Origin of the sequence: Methylocapsa acidiphila B2, from assembly GCF_000427445.1 — a bacterium.
Classification (GTDB): Bacteria; Pseudomonadota; Alphaproteobacteria; order Rhizobiales; family Beijerinckiaceae; genus Methylocapsa; species Methylocapsa acidiphila.
In genome coordinates, this window is the sequence record NZ_KE386496.1 from 3483193 (window position 1) to 3501886 (window position 18694).

Below are 18694 nucleotides of genomic sequence, written 5' to 3' on the forward strand. Positions count from 1 at the left end.
AGCCCGCGCGCCGACCGCGTCCAAGGCCCTCGACGCTTGTCTTGGTCAGGCCGCAGCCTGGAACAAGCCGACTTTTAGGTCCTTGGCCTCATAAATGCGAGTCCCATCGGCTTCAAGCCATCCGTCGGCGATGCCGAGCACGAGCTTGGTCTTGAACACGCGCTTCAGGTCGACTCCGTAAATGATCCGCTTGACCGTCGGCAGGACCTGGTCGGTGAACTTCACCTCGCCGACGCCGAGCGCCCGGCCGCGGCCCGGCAATCCGAGCCAACCAAGATAGAAGCCGAGCAATTGCCAAAGCGCGTCGAGGCCGAGACAACCGGGCATCACCGGATCGCCCTTGAAGTGGCAGCCGAAAAACCAGAGGTCGGGCTTGATCGCGAATTCCGCCAGAATCACGCCCTTGCCATTGGCCCCGCCATGCTCGGAAATTTCGGCGATCCGATCGAACATCAGCAAAGGGGGGAGAGGCAATTGCGCGTTGCCGGGGCCGAACAGGTCGCCCCGCGCGCAGGCGATCAAATCCTCATAGTCGAAATTGGCGCGGCGCTCATTCATTTCGCTTCAACTCTCGCGTTTCCGCTCGAAAACCGCAACCCCGGCGCGGCTCGGACCGCGGGCCTTCTAACATAAGCCTCCAAGCGCCGAAAGCGCGAGAATGCGAATTATGGACTTCAAATGACAGAATCGGCGTTCGCCCCAGGCGACGGCGAAGATATTCTGGATTTTCCGCCTCTGAACCTTTGCGCTTATAGGCGTCCGGCCGCGCCCTCCCTTTGCGCTTTGGGCTGCAATTCCCCATATAGTGCCGCGGGGCGAAGGCGCCCGTTCAACGGCAGGATTTCGCGTCATGGCGTTACGCCACAAACTCTCGATATTGATTTTAGCAGCCGCATTCGGCGTGGGGCTCGCCGGCGACGCATTCGCGCGGGCAGGGTCCGGCGGATCCTTCGGCAGTCGGGGCGCGCGCACCTTTAGCGCGCCGCCCGCGACTGCGACGGCGCCACGGAGCGCTTCTCCCATGGAGCGCTCCATGACCACGCCGAACGATAGCACCTTCCGTCGCCCGACGTCGGGCGGCTTCTCGCCCGGCGGCTTCTTCTCTGGCGGTTTCGGACGCGGCCTGCTCGGCGGCTTTCTCGGCGCGGGGCTGTTCGGACTCTTGTTCGGCCATGGATTGTTCGGCGGCCTCGGCGGCGGCCTTTCGATCCTCGGGCTAATTTTTCAGATCGGGATTTTATATCTCCTGTTCCGGCTCGGCTTGGCGCTGATCCGCGGTTGGCGCCCGGCGGTGCCGCGCGGCTTCACGGATCGCGGTCCCTCGGCGTCTCCTTTCGCCGGTCTCGGAAGCTTCGCAGGTCAAGGCGACCAGCGGGGCTTTGGGGGGCAAACCGGTCTTGGCTCAGGCTTTGGGGCAGGCGGCGTCGCCGGCCGCGCCATGCCGATCGAGGTCAATTCCGCCGATTTCGCCGCCTTCGAGCAGAGGCTGGCGGCAATCCAGACGGCCTATGGCGCAGAGGATCTCGGCGCGCTGCGTGCGTTGGTCACGCCTGAGATGGCGTCCTATTTCGCCGAAGAGCTCGCGGATAATGCAAAGAAGGGCCTGATCAACAAGCTTTCGAGCGTGGCGTTCCTGCAGGGCGACCTTTCTGAGGCCTGGCGGGAGGAGGCCAATGAATATGCCACGGTCGCCATGCGATTTTCCTTGATCGACGTGATGGCCGATCGCGCCAGCGGGAAAATCGTCTCGGGAGATTCGACGAGGCCGCAGGAGGCGACCGAGGTCTGGACCTTTGCCCGCCGCGCCGGCGGAGGGCCTGCGGATTGGAAGCTCTCGGCGATCCAGCAGGCTTGATTCTATGGGGCGATCGCCAGAGTTTCGTTAATCATTCCTGGCGCTGCCGACGCGCCGGGAACGGGGACAGGGCCGGCGTCCGGCGCGCTTTGCGACGAAGCCGGCTTTTAGCCGTTCTTGGCCGGCGCCTTCAGCTTCTTGCGGCGTTCGTCCCAGACGTAAAATCCGCCGGCCGCTGCAACGGCTGCGATGGCGAAGGCCAACACATAATACCATTGCTTCGCTCCCTGCTCGACGGTCAGGTCGTATTGGCTCGCCATCGCCATGCCGGCGCCGTCGTCGACGTTTAGAAGAACCGAATATTTGCCGGCCTTGTCGAAGTTCACAGGCAGGGTGACGACGCCCGTCCGATAGGTTTTCGGCGGCAGATAAGCGAGTGTCGCGGCCTCGAGCGCTGCGCCTGTCGGCGGGCTTGCGGTTCCAGTGCTCCTGATGACGCGAACCTCGATCATCATGTCGCGAAGTTCTTTCGAGACGGCGTTGAGGGTGAGCGTGACCGGTCCCGGCGCCGGGATGTCCGAGCACACGTCTTCTCGGGAATCGGAGGCGTGCGAATAAGCGGCCAGCCGCATCTCGTGCATGCCGGCCATCATCATGCATCCCATGTCCATGTTCATGTCCATGAGGCTGCTGTCTTGGGCCTCTGCGCGGGCGCCGAATAGAAAAATCGTCAGGACAAAAGCGCCGACCAGCCGGCTCATTCCAATCATAGGCACGTCCCCTCCGCCAAATTTGTCTCGTGTCTTTGCGCCTCAGGAGAGGCCTAGAGCATTTTCCGATCGGATTGAATAGCTCCGATGAGCTGGATGCTGAAGTTTTTGAATGAGCAGCGATTTCCAGCCAGACAAGCTCTGTTCGGTCGGAAAGCGCTGACCCGCGGGCGAGGATAAAGGGGAAAGCCCGTTCCCGCGCCCATCCCCTCTAAATCATCGTCGGTCTGTGCCAAGGCCGCAAAATGTCGCTTGCGCCGCGGAATTGCCCGGCCCGCGGGGCGCGCATTCCGCAAGGCGCCGGTATTTGGCATCTCGCAGAGGTTCGGGCAACCGGTTTTGGTCGCCTCGGGGGAGCTAGTCCATGTCCATCGGTCGTGGGGGATCGCGCGGGGGGGGCAATTCGAATGGATGCGTTGCGCCCCTGAGCAGCGCGCCACTGGTTCGGCGGGCGCTCCAGCGCGGGCCGGCTGGTTGCGTCGATGGCTTACAGGGAAAGCAGAGCCGCCACGCCCACGGGCGAAACGCCGGCGAGAGTCCTTCCTCGCCTTTGGCGAAGCCGTCTTGGCGAACAGAGCCGGGGGAGGGACTTATCGAATCTCGCGCCTACCCAGAGGCAGTGCGCGAGACTTCAATATTGCCGCTTGAGATGATCCTCGAGATAGACCAAGGCGGCCTGACGATCTTCGTCATTGGCGTTCGTCATGGCCTTTTCGTAAAGATCGACGATGGCCTGATCCTTCTTGGAGTCGCTCGCCGCCTCCCGCGCCAAAGTCAGCCACATCAGGGCGAGCGGCTTTTGCGCCGGAATGCCGTCGACGCCGGTCAGGAGGATTTTGCCCAACAGAGCCTCAGCTTGGATATGCCCCTTCTTGGCGGCGAGGTCGAGCCACTGCAAGCCGCGGCGGGTGTCCTTTTGGACTCCGGCTCCGTCGAGAAGCATCCGCGCCAGATTATATTGCGCATTGGCGTCGCCGAAATTCGTCGCGGCGATCTGGAACATTTGCCGCGCGCGCGCGGCGTCGGCTCTGACGTCGGATCCCGCGATCCCGTTTAGCCGGTAGACGCCGACCGACACAAAGGCACTGGCCACGAGGGGAAGATCGCGCTGGTTAGGGTTGTCCTCGTCATAGCCGGAAACGATCTGCGAGAAATAGTCATAGGCTTTGACGTCGTCCCGCGGAACGCCGTCGCCCGTGGCGTAGATCTTGGCCAATTTCCACTGCGCCAAGGCTTCGCCGCCAGAGGCCGCATATTCCAAAGCCGCTAGAGCGGAACTCGGATTGCCGAGGCGAAAATCCTCGAGGCCTGCCTGAAGCGCGGCGCGCGGCGTCTGATAGGCGCGCATGGGCGTTTTGTCCGCCGCGACGGAGCGGCCGGCGCCTTCCAGCGCTCGAATATGCGTGCCCCAAAGTGTGGCCGCGAGCCCGAGCAGCGCGAAGGTGACGATGCGGCTAGATGTCAACATGGACATTGGCATTTTCCAAGACGGACGTTCTTTTCGCGCCGCCGAAGCGGTTGCGGCTAAAACCAAACAGCTTGCATGCACCCATAACGCGCGCGAACGGTTTCGGTTTGCCGCGCCGCGTGAATTTGTCTGGCGTCCGCGGTTTCCGCATCACCCAAATGGAGGCGAAACGCCCACTTCGCATCGCCGAACGCAAAAAATTTACCACTAGGCCTAAGCGCTGCGGCGCGGCGCGCCGTCGCTCCGGTCCCATGGTCATTCCAATAAGCCGGCGGCTCCAAGCGCGAAGTGCCAAACGTCACGCGCCGTCCGGCGAGATGGGCTTTGGCGAAAATGGGTGTGACCATGAAAGCCATCACATGTTGGGTTGCGACGGAAAAAGGATGAGGGCGAGCCCATCGCCGAAGGCGACGCCGACGCTGTAGGCCCCGCCGGTTGGGCCGACGCCTTTCACGCAACAGGCTCGCCCAGCTCGCCGCCGCGCTGAAATAAGCTTGTTCGAGAGATAAATTAGCGAGTTGTTCGCGCGCAAAAAACATCTTTCTTCTTGCCTGGACAAGTCAAAGCCAACTTGCCGCTGGCTGTGGCGTAAAAAGCACAAAGAATTCCTCATGGGCGCAGTGCGCGCCGCCGGTCGGGGCTCGACCAGCGAAGGCCCGCGCATGGCGCGACTGTTCTGGTTGAGGTTCCGCGCGGCAGGTTAAGAATCAATTAACCACAATCGCGCGCCGCAATGTTTTGTGCGGCCGCGATCAGGACGCTGTGGAATGGCGTTTCAGAAACCGTGCGAAAGCGGCGAGGGCCGCGTCCGACACGTGGTGCTCGATTCCCTCGGCGTCGAGCTCGGCGCATTGGCGCGGCACCCCGACGGCGATCAAGAGATCCACGACGAGACGATGCCGAGCGCGAACGCGGGCTGCCAGGCTATGCCCTTCGGGCGTGAGGAAGACGCCGCGGTAGAGCTTGGAGGTCGCGAGGCCCTCCCGTTTCAAACGGGCGATGCTCTTGATCGCGGTCGCATGCGAGACGCCGAGGCGGCGGGCGATGTCGGTCGGGCGCGCCTCGCCGCCGCTCGCCAGCAGGTCGTCGATCAGCTCGACATAATCCTCGAGAAGCGCGGACGCCTGCGCGGCGCGGGCTTTCTCGAACCGAAGCGCTTGATCGGCTTCGTCCGGCATCTCGACCGGAGCCGCCGTCGCCGCCGCCAATTTTTTTGCGGTCATGCTGCCCGTAATCCTTTTCGACCGCCTGGGTCCAGCTAAGCCAAGTTCAAGGAGGCGCCCAGCATTTTTCGCCGGCGTGTTGGCGGCCGGGAATCGGCGACTTGGCGATGGGCGTGCGCCGCTCCTTAGGTTCTGAGAAACAGCCGTCGTGTCAATATCTAGATCCTTGATGATTTTGTAGCCTGTGCTACATTTTAGGCGTTCGTGACGGAGATCAGATGTGGCTTCAGCACTACAGTCGGCCGCTGCGCCTTCGCTCGGCGCGGCCTATGGCAGCGTCCCTGTTCCGCCGTCCGGTTCGCGCCTGCGACGTTTTCTGAGCTTCGCGGGGCCGGGCTATCTCGTCGCGACCGGCTATATGGATCCCGGCAATTGGGCGACGGCGCTCGCCGGTGGCTCGCGCTTCGGCACGGCGCTTCTGTTCGTCGCGGTTCTCTCGAGTCTGATGGCCGTTGTGTTGCAGGCCCTCTCGGCGAGGCTCGCTTTCGCGACGGGGCGCGACCTCGCGCAAGTCTGCCGCTCTGCCTTTCCGCCTGCGGTCAGCATTGTCTTTTGGCTGGTCATGGAACTCGCGATCGTCGCGACGGATCTCGCCGAGGTCATTGGCACGGCGATCGGCCTCGAACTCCTGACTGGCCTGCCGCTCGGAGCGGGCGTGATCCTCACCGCCTTCGACGCGCTCCTCGTGCTCGCTTTCATGCGCTTCGGCTTTCGCAAGCTCGAGGCTTTCGTCGTCGCGCTTCTGATCTTGATCGCCTCCTGCTTCGCGATCGAGCTCGTTCTCGCCCGGCCGGACATGGCGGCCGTAGCGAAAGGGCTTTTGCCGAGCCGCGAACTCTTCACCAACCCGCAAATGCTCTACATCGCGCTCGGCATTCTCGGCGCGACCGTCATGCCGCATAATCTCTATCTGCATTCTGGAATCGTGCTGACCCGCGCGATAGGTTCGCGCGAGATCGACAAGCGGCGCGCGATCGGCCTCGCCATTCTAGACTCCACGGTCGCGTTGCTTTTCGCGCTTATCGTCAATGCGTCGATCCTGGTCCTCGCCGCGGCGGCCTTTTACGCGCATGGACATTTCGAGGTGGCTGAGTTGCCGGACGCCTATCGGCTGATCGCGCCTCTGCTCGGCAGCACGCTCGCGCCCAAGCTCTTCGCTATCGCCCTGATCGCCTGCGGACTAAACTCCACCCTGACCGCGACCCTGGCGGGCCAGATCGTGATGGAAGGCTTTGTCAAGATCAGGCTCAATCCGGCGGCGCGGCGGCTGTTGACGCGCTCCATCGCCATTGTTCCCGCCGTGGCGGCGATTTTCATCGGCGGCGAGGCGACGACCAATAGCCTGCTCGTCCTGAGCCAGGTCGTGTTGAGTCTGACCTTGCCCTTCGCCGTGGTCCCGCTCGTGTGGTTCACGGCTTCGAGGACGCGCATGGGCGGCCTCGTCGCGCCGCGACCGACGACGGCGGTCGCGGTCCTGATCGCGCTCGCCATTATCCTGCTGAACGGGAAGCTCGTCTTGGACGCGATCGTCGGCGGGGGATGACGTCCCCCCGGCCCGCGCGGCTGCTTCGCCTCAAGCCCCGCCGAGCGTCGCGAGCGCCGCCTCGAGCCGCTCGGTCCGGGCGCGCGCTTCGGCGAGCCGCTCGCGGTTTTCCTCGACGACCTCTTCCGGCGCGCGGGCGACGAAGTCCGCATTGCCGAGCTTGGCCTCGATCTTCGCGGCCTCCCCTTTCAATTTGGCGATCTCCTTCGCGAGCCGCGCCTTTTCAGCCGCGAAATCGATGACGCCTTCGAGGGGCAGGGCGGCGAGCGCGCCGCGCACGATCAACTGGACTGATTTTTCCGGCGCCTCTTTCGAGAAGGCCACATTCGAGACCCGCGCGAGCCGCTTGATCGTCTCCTCCCAGCGGAGAGCCCGCCCCTCCAAGCCGGAGTCCTCGGCGCGAGGAATGAGAACCAAGGGGATCTGCGCGCCCGCCGGAACATTGATTTCCGAACGCGCCGAGCGGATCTCCGAGACGAGATCGATGAGCCAGCCGATTTCCGTCTCGGCCTCGGCGGCTTTGTCGGCGCCGGGCTGGCAATCCTCCGGCTGCGGCCATGGCGCGAGGGTGAGCAGGGTTTGGCGGGGCGGTCCCTCAGCGCCTTTGATCGCCCAGAGCTCTTCCGTAATGAACGGCATGAACGGATGGAGAAGTTTGAGGATCGCGTCGAAGACGAAGGCCGTCGTCGCGCGCGTCTCGTCGCGGGCTTGCGGATCGGCCCCGAGCAGTAAGGGCTTCGCCAGCTCGAGATGCCAATCGCAGAAAATATTCCAGACGAAACGATAGACGGCGTTGGCGGCGTCGTTGAAGCGATAGGCCTCGATCGCCGCCGAAACCTCGCCGACGGCCTTGGCGGTCTCGCCGAGAATCCATTGGTTGAGCGTGACCGCGACCCCGCGCGGATCGAATCCGTCCACGCGGGCGCAGCCGTTCATTTCCGCGAAGCGCGCCGCATTCCAGAGCTTGGTCGCGAAATTGCGATAGCCTTCGACCCTTTGCGTCGAAAGCTTGATGTCGCGCCCCTGAGCCGCCATCGCAGCGAGCGTGAAGCGCAGGGAATCCGCGCCATATTGCTCGATGAGATTCAAGGGGTCGATCACGTTCCCCTTGGACTTGGACATTTTCGCGCCCTTCTCGTCGCGGACGAGCGCGTGGATGTAGACGTCGCGGAACGGAACCTCGCCCATAAAATGGAGGCCCATCATCATCATCCGCGCGACCCAGAAGAAGATGATGTCGAAGCCGGTGATGAGTACATTGGTCGGATAGTGGCGGCCGAGTTCCGGGGTCTTATCTGGCCAGCCGAGAGTCGAAAACGGCCAGAGCGCTGAGGAGAACCAGGTGTCGAGCACGTCCTCGTCGCGGATGAGATTGGTCGGCGCGCCATAATGGGCGAGGGCGGCGATCTCGGCCTCCGTCTCGGAAATCTCGACAAAGACTTTTCCATCCGGACCATACCAGGCCGGGATCTGATGGCCCCACCAGAGCTGGCGCGAGACGCACCAGGGCTGGATGTTCTCGAGCCATTCGAAATAGGTCTTCTCCCAATTTTTCGGAATGAAGCTCGTGTGTCCGGCGCGGACGGCCTCGAGCGCGGGCTCCGCCAGGGTCTTGGCGTCCACATACCATTGGTCGGTGAGCCAGGGCTCGATGATCGCGCCGGAGCGGTCGCCATGCGGAACGGTATGGGGGTGAGGCTCGATCTTTTCGAGCAGCCCGCGCGCGTTCATCAATTCGATAATCTGTCGCCGCGCCGCCTCACGCGACAGACCGTGCAGATTGTCGAGGACATAGCCGGCGTCCGCCGAGGCGTCGAGCCCGAGCAGGAATTCGTCGTTTTCCTGCAGGGAAAGCTTGGCTTCCGCGTTGAAAATATTGATCAAAGCGAGCCGGCGCCGGCGTCCGACCTCGAAATCGTTGAAATCATGCGCCGGCGTGATCTTGACCGCGCCCGTGCCTTTTTCAGGGTCGGAATATTCGTCGGCGACGATCGGGATCAGCCGTCCGACCAGCGGAAGCCGCACCCTGGCGCCGTGGAGATGCTTGTAGCGCGGGTCGTCTGGATGAACCGCGACGCCCGAATCGCCGAGCATGGTCTCCGGCCGCGTGGTCGCGACCGTGATGAACTCGCCGGTCTCGGCGCCGGCGTCGTCGACGACCGGATATTTGAAATGCCAGAGATGTCCCTTGGTCTCGATCTGCACGACTTCGAGGTCGGAGATCGCCGTGAGCAGCTTGGGATCCCAATTGACGAGGCGCTTGTCCTTATAGATCAGGCCTTCCTTGTAGAGCTGGACGAAGACCTTGGCGACGGCGCGGGAGAGGCCTTCATCGAGCGTGAAGCGCTCGCGCGACCAGTCGCAGGAAGCGCCGAGCCTCTGCAATTGCGCCGCGATCGCACCGCCCGACTCTGCTTTCCATTCCCACACGCGAGCGAGGAATCGCTCCCGGCCCATCGTGCGGCGGTCTGGCTCCTGACGCTCCATCAATTGGCGCTCGACGACCATTTGCGTCGCGATGCCGGCGTGATCCATGCCGGGTTGCCAGAGGACGTCGCGGCCGCGCATACGCTCGAACCGGCACAGAATGTCCTGCAGGCTATTGTTGAGCGCATGGCCCATATGGAGCGAGCCCGTGACGTTCGGCGGCGGAATGACGATTGTGAAGGGCGCGGCGTCGTGACGGTCGGGACGTCCCGCCCGGAATGCCTCCGCCTCTCGCCAGGCATCTGCGATGCGGGCCTCGACCGTCGCGGGATCGAACGTCTTCTCCATCATCGAAATTCGCTTCCGTCTCCTGTCCGCCCCGGCCTCGGGGGGCGGATCGCGCCAGACGCGAGCGATCGCAAAGGAGCGCCGAAAAGGCAAGCGATTAAGACCGCATGCAATTGAGATATGGAAGAGTCGAGGAGAAACGCGCCGCGAGAGGCGCGCGGAAAAGAAGCGAAGCTGCTTTGCGCGACGTTTCAAATCGTAAATCAAGAGCGTCAAGCTGGGGCGCTCGGCCGGGATGCTTGATGTTAATGAATGACGGGCAATGGCGTTCGGCGACGCTCCGCCGAAGTCAGGAGCCGATCGGGCGCCGCAACGCATTTGGCAAAACTATCCGCCTATCCGCCACTAGACTACAGACGCCGCCAGTTTTTGCCCTGGGCCCTTTCGATCCAAGTCTTGAAAATTAATCCTGCCGCGCGAGCCGCTCGATCTCGGCGCGGACCAGGCGCTCCACGAGAGCCGGCAGATTTTCATCGAGCCAGGCCTTGAGCATCGGGCGCAGCATGTCGCGGGTCAGGGAGGCGATAGCCTCCGAATTGCGCGCGAAGCGGCTCGCGATCAATAGATTGAATGCGGCGGCGACGGACTTATCGGCCGCCGCAGAAAGAAGGCGTGGCTCGGCGTCGGCTTGCGGCGGCGAACTGGCGGCGGAAAGCTCGGGCTCGGCGTTTTCATCGTCTGGAAGAGCAAGAACCAAATCCGGTGTGCGCGCGGCCTCGCCTGGCTCGGCCTTGGATGCGCCGGGCGCTGGGCGCTGCGGTTCCGCGACGCGCGCGGCTTCGCCGTCGCGGCCGGCCAGCAGAGCCTGATCGTCCGCGATGATTCGCCGAATGGAGAGCAGGATCTCCTCCATTGAAGGCTCATGCGCACGGGGCTCGACTGGATCGCTGATTTTCAGGATGGGATTGGCTGCGTTCATGGCCGCGATTGCTTTCACAAGAGACGGGCGCGTCGTCCGAATTGGCGCGCCGCGCGCCGCCGCCAATTGACTTCGATTCGCGACATCAGGTTAGTCCCGGCGCATTGCGGCTGGCAAGGCGAGCGTGGCCTAAGGTTCCGTGAAATCCGATGCTAGGGCGTAAAGCGGACGATCCGCGCGAGCACGACGCTCTAAAGCGAACCGTCGCACGCGAAGCTTGGCTCGAGCTGGCGCCGGCGCCAACCGCCTGGGTTCAGCGCCCATCCGGCGTGCGAAGGCCGATCCATTTGTCCTTGACCTGATCGAAATGCACGGTCGGGTCATATTGCACGACGTTCAGGTTGAGATTGGCGGCCGATAGGCGGCCGATCGCCGCCATCACCGCATAGGACGCGACGACCCGGTCGCGTTGCGCCGTGACCAAGCTCACCCGCGTGTTCAGCAGGATCTGTTGCTGCTGCAGAACGTCGAAGGTGGTGCGCTGGCCGACCTTCGCCTCCTCGCGGACGCCGTCGAGCGCGATTTCGGCGGCCTTGACCGCCGCTCTGGCGGATTGAATGACCGCCTTCGCGCTGTCGAGTTGGCCCCAGCTCGAGACGACGCCCGCCCGCACCGAATCGCGCTCAAGGTCGGCCTGGATGCGCGCCTGTCCGAGCGTCTCCTTGGCTTGGCGGGCGCGGGCGTAGACATCGCCGCCGCTGTAGATCGGCACGGTGATCTGGCCGAGCACCTGCGCGTTTAGAAGCTGCTCTTTGGGAAACCCGCTATAGGCGCCGCTCGCCTGGACGTTTCCGACGAGGCCCACGGTCGGGTAAAGCTCGCCTTCGACGAGCTTTACCTGCAAAGCGGCGGCGTCGACCGAATGCAGCGCCGATTGAATGACCGGATGTTCGGAAAGCCCGACCAGCACGGCGGTGTCCACATTGCGCGGCAAAAGGCTTTCGATCGTCCGCGCGGGTTCGAGCTTCGTCGGCTGGATGCCGATCACTTGACGAAAATTGGCGATGCTCGTCTGCAGATTGGCCTGGGCCGCGAAATAATCCGAACGCGCGTTCGCAAGGCTGGCTTCGGCTTGGGCGACGTCGGTTCGCGTCACCTCGCCGACGTTGAAACGATCGCGGGTTTGGCGCAATTGTTCTTCGAGAACGGTGATATTGTTGCGGCGCAAGTCGAGTATCGCGGTGTCGCGCAGGACGTTCATATAGACGGTCGCGCCGTTCAGAAGAACGTTGAGCTCGGTGTTGCGAAGGTTCTCGCGCGCTCCCATGATATTGGACTCGGCTTGCCGGACGCCATTGATCGTGCGGTTGCCGTTGTAGACCGTCTGGTTGACGGTGAGGCTGACCGTTCGGGGCAGGGAGCCCGTCCGCTTTCTCGTAAGGCCGTCGGCCTGAGTATAGTCGAGGTAGTTATAGCCGGCGTCGGCGGAAACGCTGGCGCTCGGCCGCCAGCTGGAGCTGGCCTGCGGCAACGTTTCATCGGTTGCGCGCACGCCCGCGCGCTGCTGGTTCATGTCGGGGTTGCCGCCATAGGCGAGCGCCAAGGCGCCCGACATTGTCTCGGCGGCGATCGGCGTCGGCGCGAGACAAAGCGCCCCGATAATCGCCGCTCCGGCGGCGCGCGCTATAGTGATGCGTGATTTAAGTTTGATGTTATGAAAAACGGCGCGGCGCATGGCTGGCGATCAATCCTTCGGCTCCGGACCCATCTCCGCGTCCGAATCGTGCCGCGCTCCGCTCCTCCCCTCGAAACCCACGAATTTCCGCGCTGCGCTTCCCGATGCGCAACGCCAGAAGTTAGTTTCGAGGCGGCTCCGCTTGCAAATCCGTCCAGTCCAAGAGGTAGGGCCTGTCGACTGGCTGATCGTAACTACAGAAAGAAGGCGGAAAAGAGAGAGGGCCGGCCAGGAAGCGTCAAGAAAATGTGAATTCCGCCACTTTTTGGAAGGCCCCGAGAAGCGGCGCGGAAACGTCGAAGAGCGCCCGCGTGCCGATCACTTGGTCGACCTTCTCATAGCGCATGGCCTTGCCCGCTACGCCGCTTGGGTTGTCGGGTTGAAGCTGGATCGTGAGCAGACGCCCGCCTTCCCGCAGTTGCCCGAGCAGCGGTTCCAAATTGGCCTCGACCGCGCCATTGATGAAAATCACGTCGAAAGGGCCGTCCTTGGGCGCGCCTTCCGCGAGCGGGCCCAAAATCGTGCGAACGCGGCCGAGCCCATAGCGATCGAGATTGGCGCGCGTTGCGTCGCGCAAGGCTTGATCAGACTCGAGGGCGACGACCGCGCCGCCGAGCCCGGCAAAAAGCGCGGTTGAATAGCCCGTCGTCGGGGCGACGTCCAAAATCTTGTCGCTCGGATGCAGTCCCGCGCCTTGAATGAGTCGCGCAAGGACGAGTGGAGGTAAAAGAACTCTCGATTCGTCATTGGGCCGGCCGGATTTGATCCGCAGGCTCGCGTCGGAATAGGCGAGGGGCGCAAGCTCGGCGGGAAGGAAAAGCTCGCGCGGGACCTCGAGCAGCCGCTCGAGCAGGGTCTGATCGGTGACGTCGAAGGTGCGGATCTGGCACTCGACCATCGTGCGGCGGAGCAGGGCGGAGTCCGGCAAGAGTTCAGCGACGCTGGCGTCCGGCATAATCTTCGAAGTCCTCATCCAACAGGCGCTGTGGCAGGCCCTTTGATCGCGCAAGCTTATAAATCGAACGCTAGAGCCTGTCCATTCCGGGGGCGGCCAGGCTTGATGCGACGAAGGCTCGTCGAACTGCGGCCCTTTTATCGGTCTTGGAAACTCCGATAAAAGGGCCGCAGTCCGATTTCGAGAAAATATTTCTTTCCAAGTAGCAGAGTCGCGAAAGGCGGCGCTTCTGTTGCGCGCACTTCATGAAAAGGCGCTCTTTTTTCGCCGCGCGGGGTCCCTCTGCGCGGCCTTATAGTCTATGACCCGGCGGCCGAGTTTCTCAAAAGGATAGGTCCATGGAGGAATCTCCGACCGAGCATTTCGACCATGCGCAACATGCCGAGCACGTCGCGCATACGGGCGATTCGTTTCTGACGCGGGTGTCGATCACGATCGCCATTCTCGCCGTCATCGCGGCCACCGTCGGCAGTCTGGAGACGATTGAGACGGCGGCGACGATCGGCGAAAAGAACGCCGCCGTGCTTTTGCAAAATAAAGCGACCGATACGTGGAATTTCTATCAGGCGAAAAGCATCAAGAAGAACATTTACGCGATAGCCGCGGCGCAAGGCGGCGAGGCCGGCGACGACTACAAGAAGCAATCAGAGCGCTATGGCTCAGACGAGAAAGAGCTATTCGCGAAGGGTCAGGAACTCGAGCATCAAACCGAGGAAAAGCTGCATGCCAGCGAGCGCCACGAGCATCGCCATCATATCCTGACGATCTCCGTGACTTTCCTGCATATCTCCATCGCCATTGCGACGATCTCGATCATCATGCGCGGGCGGCGCTGGCCGTGGGGCCTATCGATCGCGCTCGGCGCGCTCGGAACGCTCGGCGCGGCGTTCGCTTATTTGTGAGGCTACGGCCGCAACAAAAACGCGGACGTCAGCTTTTGAGCCGCTTGTTGCATTCGCTATAATATCCGCCGCCCTTCTGGATCCATTTCAAGCCGCCATTGGAATTTGTGGCTTTATTGGCTTTGTATTGATCGAGGCAGGTTTTCTGCCGCGCCTTGCCCGGCAGTTCCTTGGCGTAGGTGGGCGAAATGGCGGTCGGGAACACGGCGGTGCTGGGCGCGGCGGCCGGCGCCGCCGGCTTGAGCGGATTGGCTGCCGGAGCCGCGGGCGTTGGGGCGGGCGCGGGCGCAGTGGCCGGCGCCGCCGTCGTCGGCGCGGCGGTCCCTTTGGCCTCGGCGGCGCATTGGCTATAGAATTGCTGCCAGGTCTGGTCGCCCAAGGTTCCGGCGGTTTTGGCAGCCTGATATTTTGCGCTGCAGTCTTGGCGGACCGTTTGAGCTGAAACCGGTCCGGGGAACGCAAGGCTTAAGCCAATCGAGCCCGCCGCAATCGCGATCAGCGAACAAGCGCTACGAAATGTCATGGAAGCTCTCCGTCGTGAGGGACGCGAATCGACCAAACGCGCGTGCATTTGATCGAACTTCCCGCGAAATCCGACGGACGTCAAATATGACGTCATGGCGAACAGGGCGCGGCCGCCCTGCTCGACAGTCGCGTCTCAGGCCGGCCCTCCGGCCGCTGCTGCAACTTCCGCGGCGAAATCGGTCTCTTGCTTCTCGATTCCCTCGCCGAGCGCATAGCGGACGAAGCCTTTGAGCGTCACCGGCGCGCCGACGGATTTTTCCGCTTCCTTGACGACTTGGCCGATCGTCTTGCCGGCGTGCTCGGCATGGATCGAGACCTGATCGATGAGGCAGACCTCCTTAAAATAGGTCTTCAGGCCGGAATCGACGATTTTTTCGAGGACATGCGCCGGCTTGCCCGCGTTTTTCTCGGCGAGCACGGTCTTTTCCCTCTCGACGACGGCTGGGTCGAGCCCGGAGGACTCGAGCGCAGCCGGGCTCGCCGCCGCCACATGCAGGGCGATCAGCCGGCCGAGCGGGGCGAGGGCCACGCTATCGCCCGTCGACTCGAGGGCGACCGCGACGCCGATCTTGCCGAGCCCATCGGCGATGGCGTTATGGACATATTGGCCGATGAAGCCCTGGCCCACATGGAGCAGCGCCGCGCGCCGAAGGGTCATGTTTTCCCCGATCGTCGCGATCGCATTGGCGATGGCGTCGGCGACCGTGCCGCCGCCGGGATAGTGGGAGCCCTTGATCGCCTCGACGTCGGAAAGGCCCTTCTCGACCGCGACGAGCGCGATCGTTTTCGCGAGAGCCTGGAACTCCTCGTTCCGCGCGACGAAGTCGGTCTCCGAATTGACCTCGACGACGACGCCGTCATTGCCGTGAACCGCGACCGCGACGAGCCCTTCCGCCGCAACGCGGCCGGACTTCTTCGCCGCCCGGGACAGGCCTTTCTTGCGCAGCCAGTCGATCGCCGCCTCGATGTCGCCCTCCGTCTCGGTGAGGGCGGCCTTGCAGTCCATCATGCCGGCGCCGGTCTTCTCGCGAAGATCCTTCACCAGCGCGGCCGTGACGCTCGCCATTCTCGTTTTCCTTCAGGTTCCGGCGGGCTTGCCCATCGCCCACCCACGTATCAAGCTGCTTTCGATGCGCCGCGGACGTGTTCTCGCCGCAGTTCGAGCGGCTCGGCCGCCGATCAGGCGGCGATGAGGCCGCGCGCGTGATTGACCCAATCGTCGCGCGCGATGCGGCCGCCGAGCTTGAGGTCGTGATCGACTTTCGTGGTTTCTTCCGCCGTCATGGCCGCGATCTGCCAATAATGGAAAATTCCGGCGTCATTGAGCTTCTTGACGATCTGCGGGCCGATGCCCGGCAATTTGGCGAGATCGTCGGGCGCGCCGCGCGGCGCGGTGAGAAGCTCGAAGGCCTCGGCCGGCGCCTCGAAGACGTCGCCCGCCGCGGCTTCAGCAGGGAGTTCCTCCGGGATCGGCTGCTCGGCTTCGCCGAAGTCGATCCCGGCGTCGCCCTGGCTGCGCGAAATGCCGTCGAGCGCGGCGCGGGCGACGAGATCGCAATAGAGCGCGATGGCGCGGCCGGCGTCGTCATTGCCGGGGATTGGATAGGTGATCCCGTCGGGATCGCAATTGGTGTCGAGGATGGCCGCGACCGGAATATGCAGGCGCGCCGCCTCCTTGATCGCCAATTGTTCCTTATTGGTGTCGATGACGAAGATGAGGTCCGGCGTGCCGCCCATCTCCTTGATGCCGCCCAGCGCCTTTTCGAGCTTGTCGCGCTCGCGCGACATCATCAGGCGCTCTTTCTTGGTGAGGCCCGTCGCGCCGCTGCTCAAAAGCTCATCCACCTTGCGCAGGCGCTGGATCGAGCCGGAAATCGTTTTCCAATTCGTCAGCATGCCGCCGAGCCAGCGGGAATTGATGTAATATTGCGCCGACCGCCGCGCCGCATCGGCGATGGAATCCTGGGCCTGCCGCTTGGTGCCGACGAAAAGAACGCGTCCGCCGCGCGCGACCGTGTCCGACACCGCCTTCAGGGCCTGATGCAGCAGGGGCACCGTCTGGGCGAGATCGATGATATGGATATTATTGCGCGCGCCGAAAATATAGGGCTCCATCTTCGGGTTCCAGCGATGCGACTGGTGGCCGAAATGGGCGCCTGCCTCGAGCAGGCCGCGCATGGTGAAATCAGGCAAAGACATAGGATGATTCTCCGGTTGACGCCGCCGCGGAGCGATGTGAGCCTCCCGCCAGGAGATCATCCGAAGGGGATGAACCACGGCAAAAAGCCACCGGATGCGGCCCTTGAAGCAGGGCCGCGCGATCCGCGTGTGGAATGGGCCGGTTTATAAGGCCGGCCCATTCCGATTGCAAGGCGGCTGCCTGATGCGCTTTAAGCTATCCGTCACACTAAATAGGCGCGCCGCTAGCGCAAATGCGCTCGAGCGCGAGGACGCGCAAGATGAAACCCATGGACATCGACCAAGCCAGTCTCGCGAAGCGCCGCGAAATTGTCGCCGCCTTGCGCAAGATCGTGCCTGGCGAGGGCGTGATCGAGAGTGAGATCAGCCGAAGGCCCTATGAGAGCGACGCGCTCACCGCCTATCGCGCGCTGCCGTTGGTCGTCGTCCTTCCGGACAAGGTCGAGCAGGTCGAGGCGATTCTCGCCTATTGCCACGCTCAAAACGTGAAGGTCGTCGCGCGCGGGGCGGGAACCTCGCTTTCCGGCGGGGCCTTGCCGCTGGAGGATGGCGTCCTTCTCTCGATGATGAAATTCAATAAGGTGAAGGAGATCGACTTCGACAATCGCTTCGCCGTCGTCGAGCCGGGCGTCACCAATCTGGCCATCACCCGCGTCGTTGAACATCGCGGCTTCTATTATGCGCCGGACCCGTCGTCGCAGATCGCCTGCTCGATCGGCGGCAATGTGGCCGAGAATTCGGGCGGCGTGCATTGCCTCAAATATGGCCTCACCACCAATAATGTGCTTGGGCTGGAGCTGGTGCTGATGACTGGCGAGCGCGTGCGGCTCGGCGGCCGCCATCTCGATCAGGCGGGCTATGATCTGCTCGGCCTCGTCATTGGCTCGGAGGGCATGCTTGGCGTGGTGACCGAAGTCACGGTGCGGATTCTCCGCGCGCCGGAGACTGCCCGCGCGCTGCTGATCGCCTTCGCCTCGAGCGAGGCGGCCGGCGCCTGCGTCGCCGATGTGATTGCGGCGGGCATCATTCCGGGCGGCATGGAGATGATGGACAGAGCCGCCGTCGCGGCGGTCGAGGATTTCGTCCATGCTGGCTATCCGCTCGACGCCGAGGCGGTCCTGATCATCGAGCTCGACGGGCCTGCGGTCGAGGTCGACCATCTCGTCGGCCTCGTCGAGGCTATCGCGCGCAAGCGAGGCGCGACGCAATGCCGAAGCTCGACCTCGGACGCCGAGCGCTTGGCCTTCTGGGCCGGCCGCAAGGCGGCCTTTCCGGCGGTCGGACGGCTGGCGCCGGATTATTTCTGCATGGACGGCACGATCCCGCGCAAGGAATTGCCGAACGTCCTCGCCGGCATGAGCGATCTCTCGCAAAAGCACGGGCTGCGGGTGGTCAATGTCTTCCATGCCGGCGACGGCAATTTGCATCCGCTCATCCTCTACGACGCCAACAAGCCGGGCGAACTTTTGCGCGCGGAAGAATTCGGCGCCGATATTTTACGTCTGTGCGTCAAGGTCGGCGGCGTGTTGACCGGCGAGCATGGCGTCGGGATCGAGAAGCGCGACCTGATGCCGGAAATGTTCAATGAGATCGATCTGAAGCAGCAGATCCGGGTCAAATGCGCTTTCGACGAGAAGCATTTGCTGAACCCCGGAAAAATGTTTCCAGTGTTGCATCGCTGCGCCGAGCTCGGCCAGATGCACGTGCATGGCGGCAAGCTGGCGTTTCCGGACATTCCGAGGTTTTAGGCGGCGTCGCTGCTATGGGCGATCCACAGGCATTCGCGGGCTTTCGCTGCGCGTCGCCGCGCGCCTTCATATCTCGAGCTTCAGATGTAAATTGTCTTCGATTCGCGCGAGAACAGCGTGAAGTTGTGGCATCCCTGCCGTGAGCCGGGTTGCTTTTGGTCTTACTGATCTGTTGCGGCAATCGCGATGCGCGACGC

Annotated in this window: 15 protein-coding genes; 4 read left to right on the top strand and 11 right to left on the bottom strand. The window is 63.3% G+C overall.

The features are described from left to right. Positions 1-45: 45 nt before the first annotated feature. Entirely contained in the window at positions 46-558 is a 513-nt protein-coding gene (gene fabA / locus METAC_RS0119240) for a bifunctional 3-hydroxydecanoyl-ACP dehydratase/trans-2-decenoyl-ACP isomerase (protein ID WP_026608263.1), read from the bottom strand. A gap of 475 nt (positions 559-1033) precedes the next feature. Here fabA and METAC_RS0119245 point away from each other — a divergent pair, with 475 nt between their 5' ends. Beyond that, a complete protein-coding gene (locus METAC_RS0119245; RefSeq protein WP_342446955.1) occupies positions 1034-1855 on the top strand; it encodes a Tim44 domain-containing protein in 822 nt (273 codons plus the stop codon). 107 nt (positions 1856-1962) lie between these two features. Here METAC_RS0119245 and METAC_RS25405 read toward each other — a convergent pair whose 3' ends face one another. The 3 genes from METAC_RS25405 to mntR all read right to left on the bottom strand — a co-directional run bounded on the left by METAC_RS25405 (position 1963) and on the right by mntR (position 5256). Next, on the bottom strand, positions 1963-2565 hold the full coding sequence (locus METAC_RS25405) for a hypothetical protein (protein ID WP_051335697.1): 603 nt from the start codon (positions 2563-2565) through the stop codon (positions 1963-1965). 631 nt (positions 2566-3196) lie between these two features. After that, on the bottom strand, positions 3197-4033 hold the full coding sequence (locus tag METAC_RS0119260; protein ID WP_051335698.1) for a tetratricopeptide repeat protein: 837 nt from the start codon (positions 4031-4033) through the stop codon (positions 3197-3199). 752 nt (positions 4034-4785) lie between these two features. After that, complete coding sequence (gene mntR, locus METAC_RS0119275) at positions 4786-5256, bottom strand: manganese-binding transcriptional regulator MntR (protein ID WP_051335699.1); 471 nt, start codon at positions 5254-5256, stop codon at positions 4786-4788. A gap of 220 nt (positions 5257-5476) precedes the next feature. Here mntR and METAC_RS0119280 point away from each other — a divergent pair, with 220 nt between their 5' ends. Further along, on the top strand, positions 5477-6799 hold the full coding sequence (locus METAC_RS0119280; RefSeq protein WP_026608269.1) for an Nramp family divalent metal transporter: 1323 nt from the start codon (positions 5477-5479) through the stop codon (positions 6797-6799). A 30-nt stretch (positions 6800-6829) separates the two neighbouring features. Here METAC_RS0119280 and METAC_RS0119285 read toward each other — a convergent pair whose 3' ends face one another. The 4 genes from METAC_RS0119285 to METAC_RS0119300 form a co-directional block, all read right to left on the bottom strand. After that, positions 6830-9577 (bottom strand): valine--tRNA ligase, encoded by a 2748-nt coding sequence (locus METAC_RS0119285; RefSeq protein WP_026608270.1) that lies wholly within the window; start codon positions 9575-9577, stop codon positions 6830-6832. A 400-nt stretch (positions 9578-9977) separates the two neighbouring features. After that, positions 9978-10493, bottom strand: a complete 516-nt coding sequence (locus tag METAC_RS0119290; RefSeq protein WP_245257526.1) for a PopZ family protein — start codon at positions 10491-10493, stop codon at positions 9978-9980. A 253-nt stretch (positions 10494-10746) separates the two neighbouring features. After that, the gene (locus tag METAC_RS0119295) at positions 10747-12168 is read right to left on the bottom strand and encodes a TolC family outer membrane protein (RefSeq protein ID WP_026608272.1); all 1422 of its coding nucleotides are present in this window, start codon (positions 12166-12168) and stop codon (positions 10747-10749) included. 238 nt (positions 12169-12406) lie between these two features. Continuing rightward, on the bottom strand, positions 12407-13123 hold the full coding sequence (locus METAC_RS0119300) for a protein-L-isoaspartate O-methyltransferase family protein (protein WP_026608273.1): 717 nt from the start codon (positions 13121-13123) through the stop codon (positions 12407-12409). A gap of 338 nt (positions 13124-13461) precedes the next feature. Between METAC_RS0119300 and METAC_RS0119305 the strand changes: the two genes are divergently transcribed. Next, positions 13462-14025, top strand: a complete 564-nt coding sequence (locus METAC_RS0119305; protein ID WP_026608274.1) for a DUF4337 family protein — start codon at positions 13462-13464, stop codon at positions 14023-14025. 28 nt (positions 14026-14053) lie between these two features. On the opposite strand, the gene METAC_RS0119310 is transcribed toward METAC_RS0119305, so the two are convergent. The 3 genes from METAC_RS0119310 to METAC_RS0119320 form a co-directional block, all read right to left on the bottom strand. Continuing rightward, positions 14054-14548, bottom strand: coding sequence for a hypothetical protein (locus METAC_RS0119310; RefSeq protein ID WP_026608275.1), 495 nt, complete (start codon positions 14546-14548; stop codon positions 14054-14056). A 135-nt stretch (positions 14549-14683) separates the two neighbouring features. Beyond that, entirely contained in the window at positions 14684-15616 is a 933-nt protein-coding gene (gene tsf / locus METAC_RS0119315; RefSeq protein WP_026608276.1) for a translation elongation factor Ts, read from the bottom strand. A gap of 113 nt (positions 15617-15729) precedes the next feature. Continuing rightward, positions 15730-16749 (bottom strand): 30S ribosomal protein S2, encoded by a 1020-nt coding sequence (locus METAC_RS0119320; protein ID WP_026608277.1) that lies wholly within the window; start codon positions 16747-16749, stop codon positions 15730-15732. A gap of 260 nt (positions 16750-17009) precedes the next feature. Between METAC_RS0119320 and METAC_RS0119325 the strand changes: the two genes are divergently transcribed. Then, positions 17010-18497, top strand: a complete 1488-nt coding sequence (locus METAC_RS0119325) for an FAD-linked oxidase C-terminal domain-containing protein (protein ID WP_026608278.1) — start codon at positions 17010-17012, stop codon at positions 18495-18497. The last annotated feature ends 197 nt before the right edge of the window (positions 18498-18694 follow it).

What these genes read in the sequence shown, in the direction of transcription:
- METAC_RS0119325 (WP_026608278.1), top strand. Translation starts at nt 17,010, where the DNA reads ATGAAACCCATGGACATCGACCAAGCCAGTCTCGCGAAGCGCCGCGAA.
- fabA (WP_026608263.1), bottom strand. Translation starts at nt 558, where the DNA reads ATGAATGAGCGCCGCGCCAATTTCGACTATGAGGATTTGATCGCCTGC.
- METAC_RS0119260 (WP_051335698.1), bottom strand. Translation starts at nt 4,033, where the DNA reads ATGTTGACATCTAGCCGCATCGTCACCTTCGCGCTGCTCGGGCTCGCG.
- METAC_RS25405 (WP_051335697.1), bottom strand. Translation starts at nt 2,565, where the DNA reads ATGATTGGAATGAGCCGGCTGGTCGGCGCTTTTGTCCTGACGATTTTT.
- METAC_RS0119245 (WP_342446955.1), top strand. Translation starts at nt 1,034, where the DNA reads ATGACCACGCCGAACGATAGCACCTTCCGTCGCCCGACGTCGGGCGGC.
- METAC_RS0119285 (WP_026608270.1), bottom strand. Translation starts at nt 9,577, where the DNA reads ATGATGGAGAAGACGTTCGATCCCGCGACGGTCGAGGCCCGCATCGCA.
- METAC_RS0119295 (WP_026608272.1), bottom strand. Translation starts at nt 12,168, where the DNA reads ATGCGCCGCGCCGTTTTTCATAACATCAAACTTAAATCACGCATCACT.
- METAC_RS0119320 (WP_026608277.1), bottom strand. Translation starts at nt 16,749, where the DNA reads ATGTCTTTGCCTGATTTCACCATGCGCGGCCTGCTCGAGGCAGGCGCC.
- METAC_RS0119305 (WP_026608274.1), top strand. Translation starts at nt 13,462, where the DNA reads ATGGAGGAATCTCCGACCGAGCATTTCGACCATGCGCAACATGCCGAG.
- tsf (WP_026608276.1), bottom strand. Translation starts at nt 15,616, where the DNA reads ATGGCGAGCGTCACGGCCGCGCTGGTGAAGGATCTTCGCGAGAAGACC.
- mntR (WP_051335699.1), bottom strand. Translation starts at nt 5,256, where the DNA reads ATGACCGCAAAAAAATTGGCGGCGGCGACGGCGGCTCCGGTCGAGATG.
- METAC_RS0119310 (WP_026608275.1), bottom strand. Translation starts at nt 14,548, where the DNA reads ATGACATTTCGTAGCGCTTGTTCGCTGATCGCGATTGCGGCGGGCTCG.
- METAC_RS0119300 (WP_026608273.1), bottom strand. Translation starts at nt 13,123, where the DNA reads ATGCCGGACGCCAGCGTCGCTGAACTCTTGCCGGACTCCGCCCTGCTC.
- METAC_RS0119290 (WP_245257526.1), bottom strand. Translation starts at nt 10,493, where the DNA reads ATGAACGCAGCCAATCCCATCCTGAAAATCAGCGATCCAGTCGAGCCC.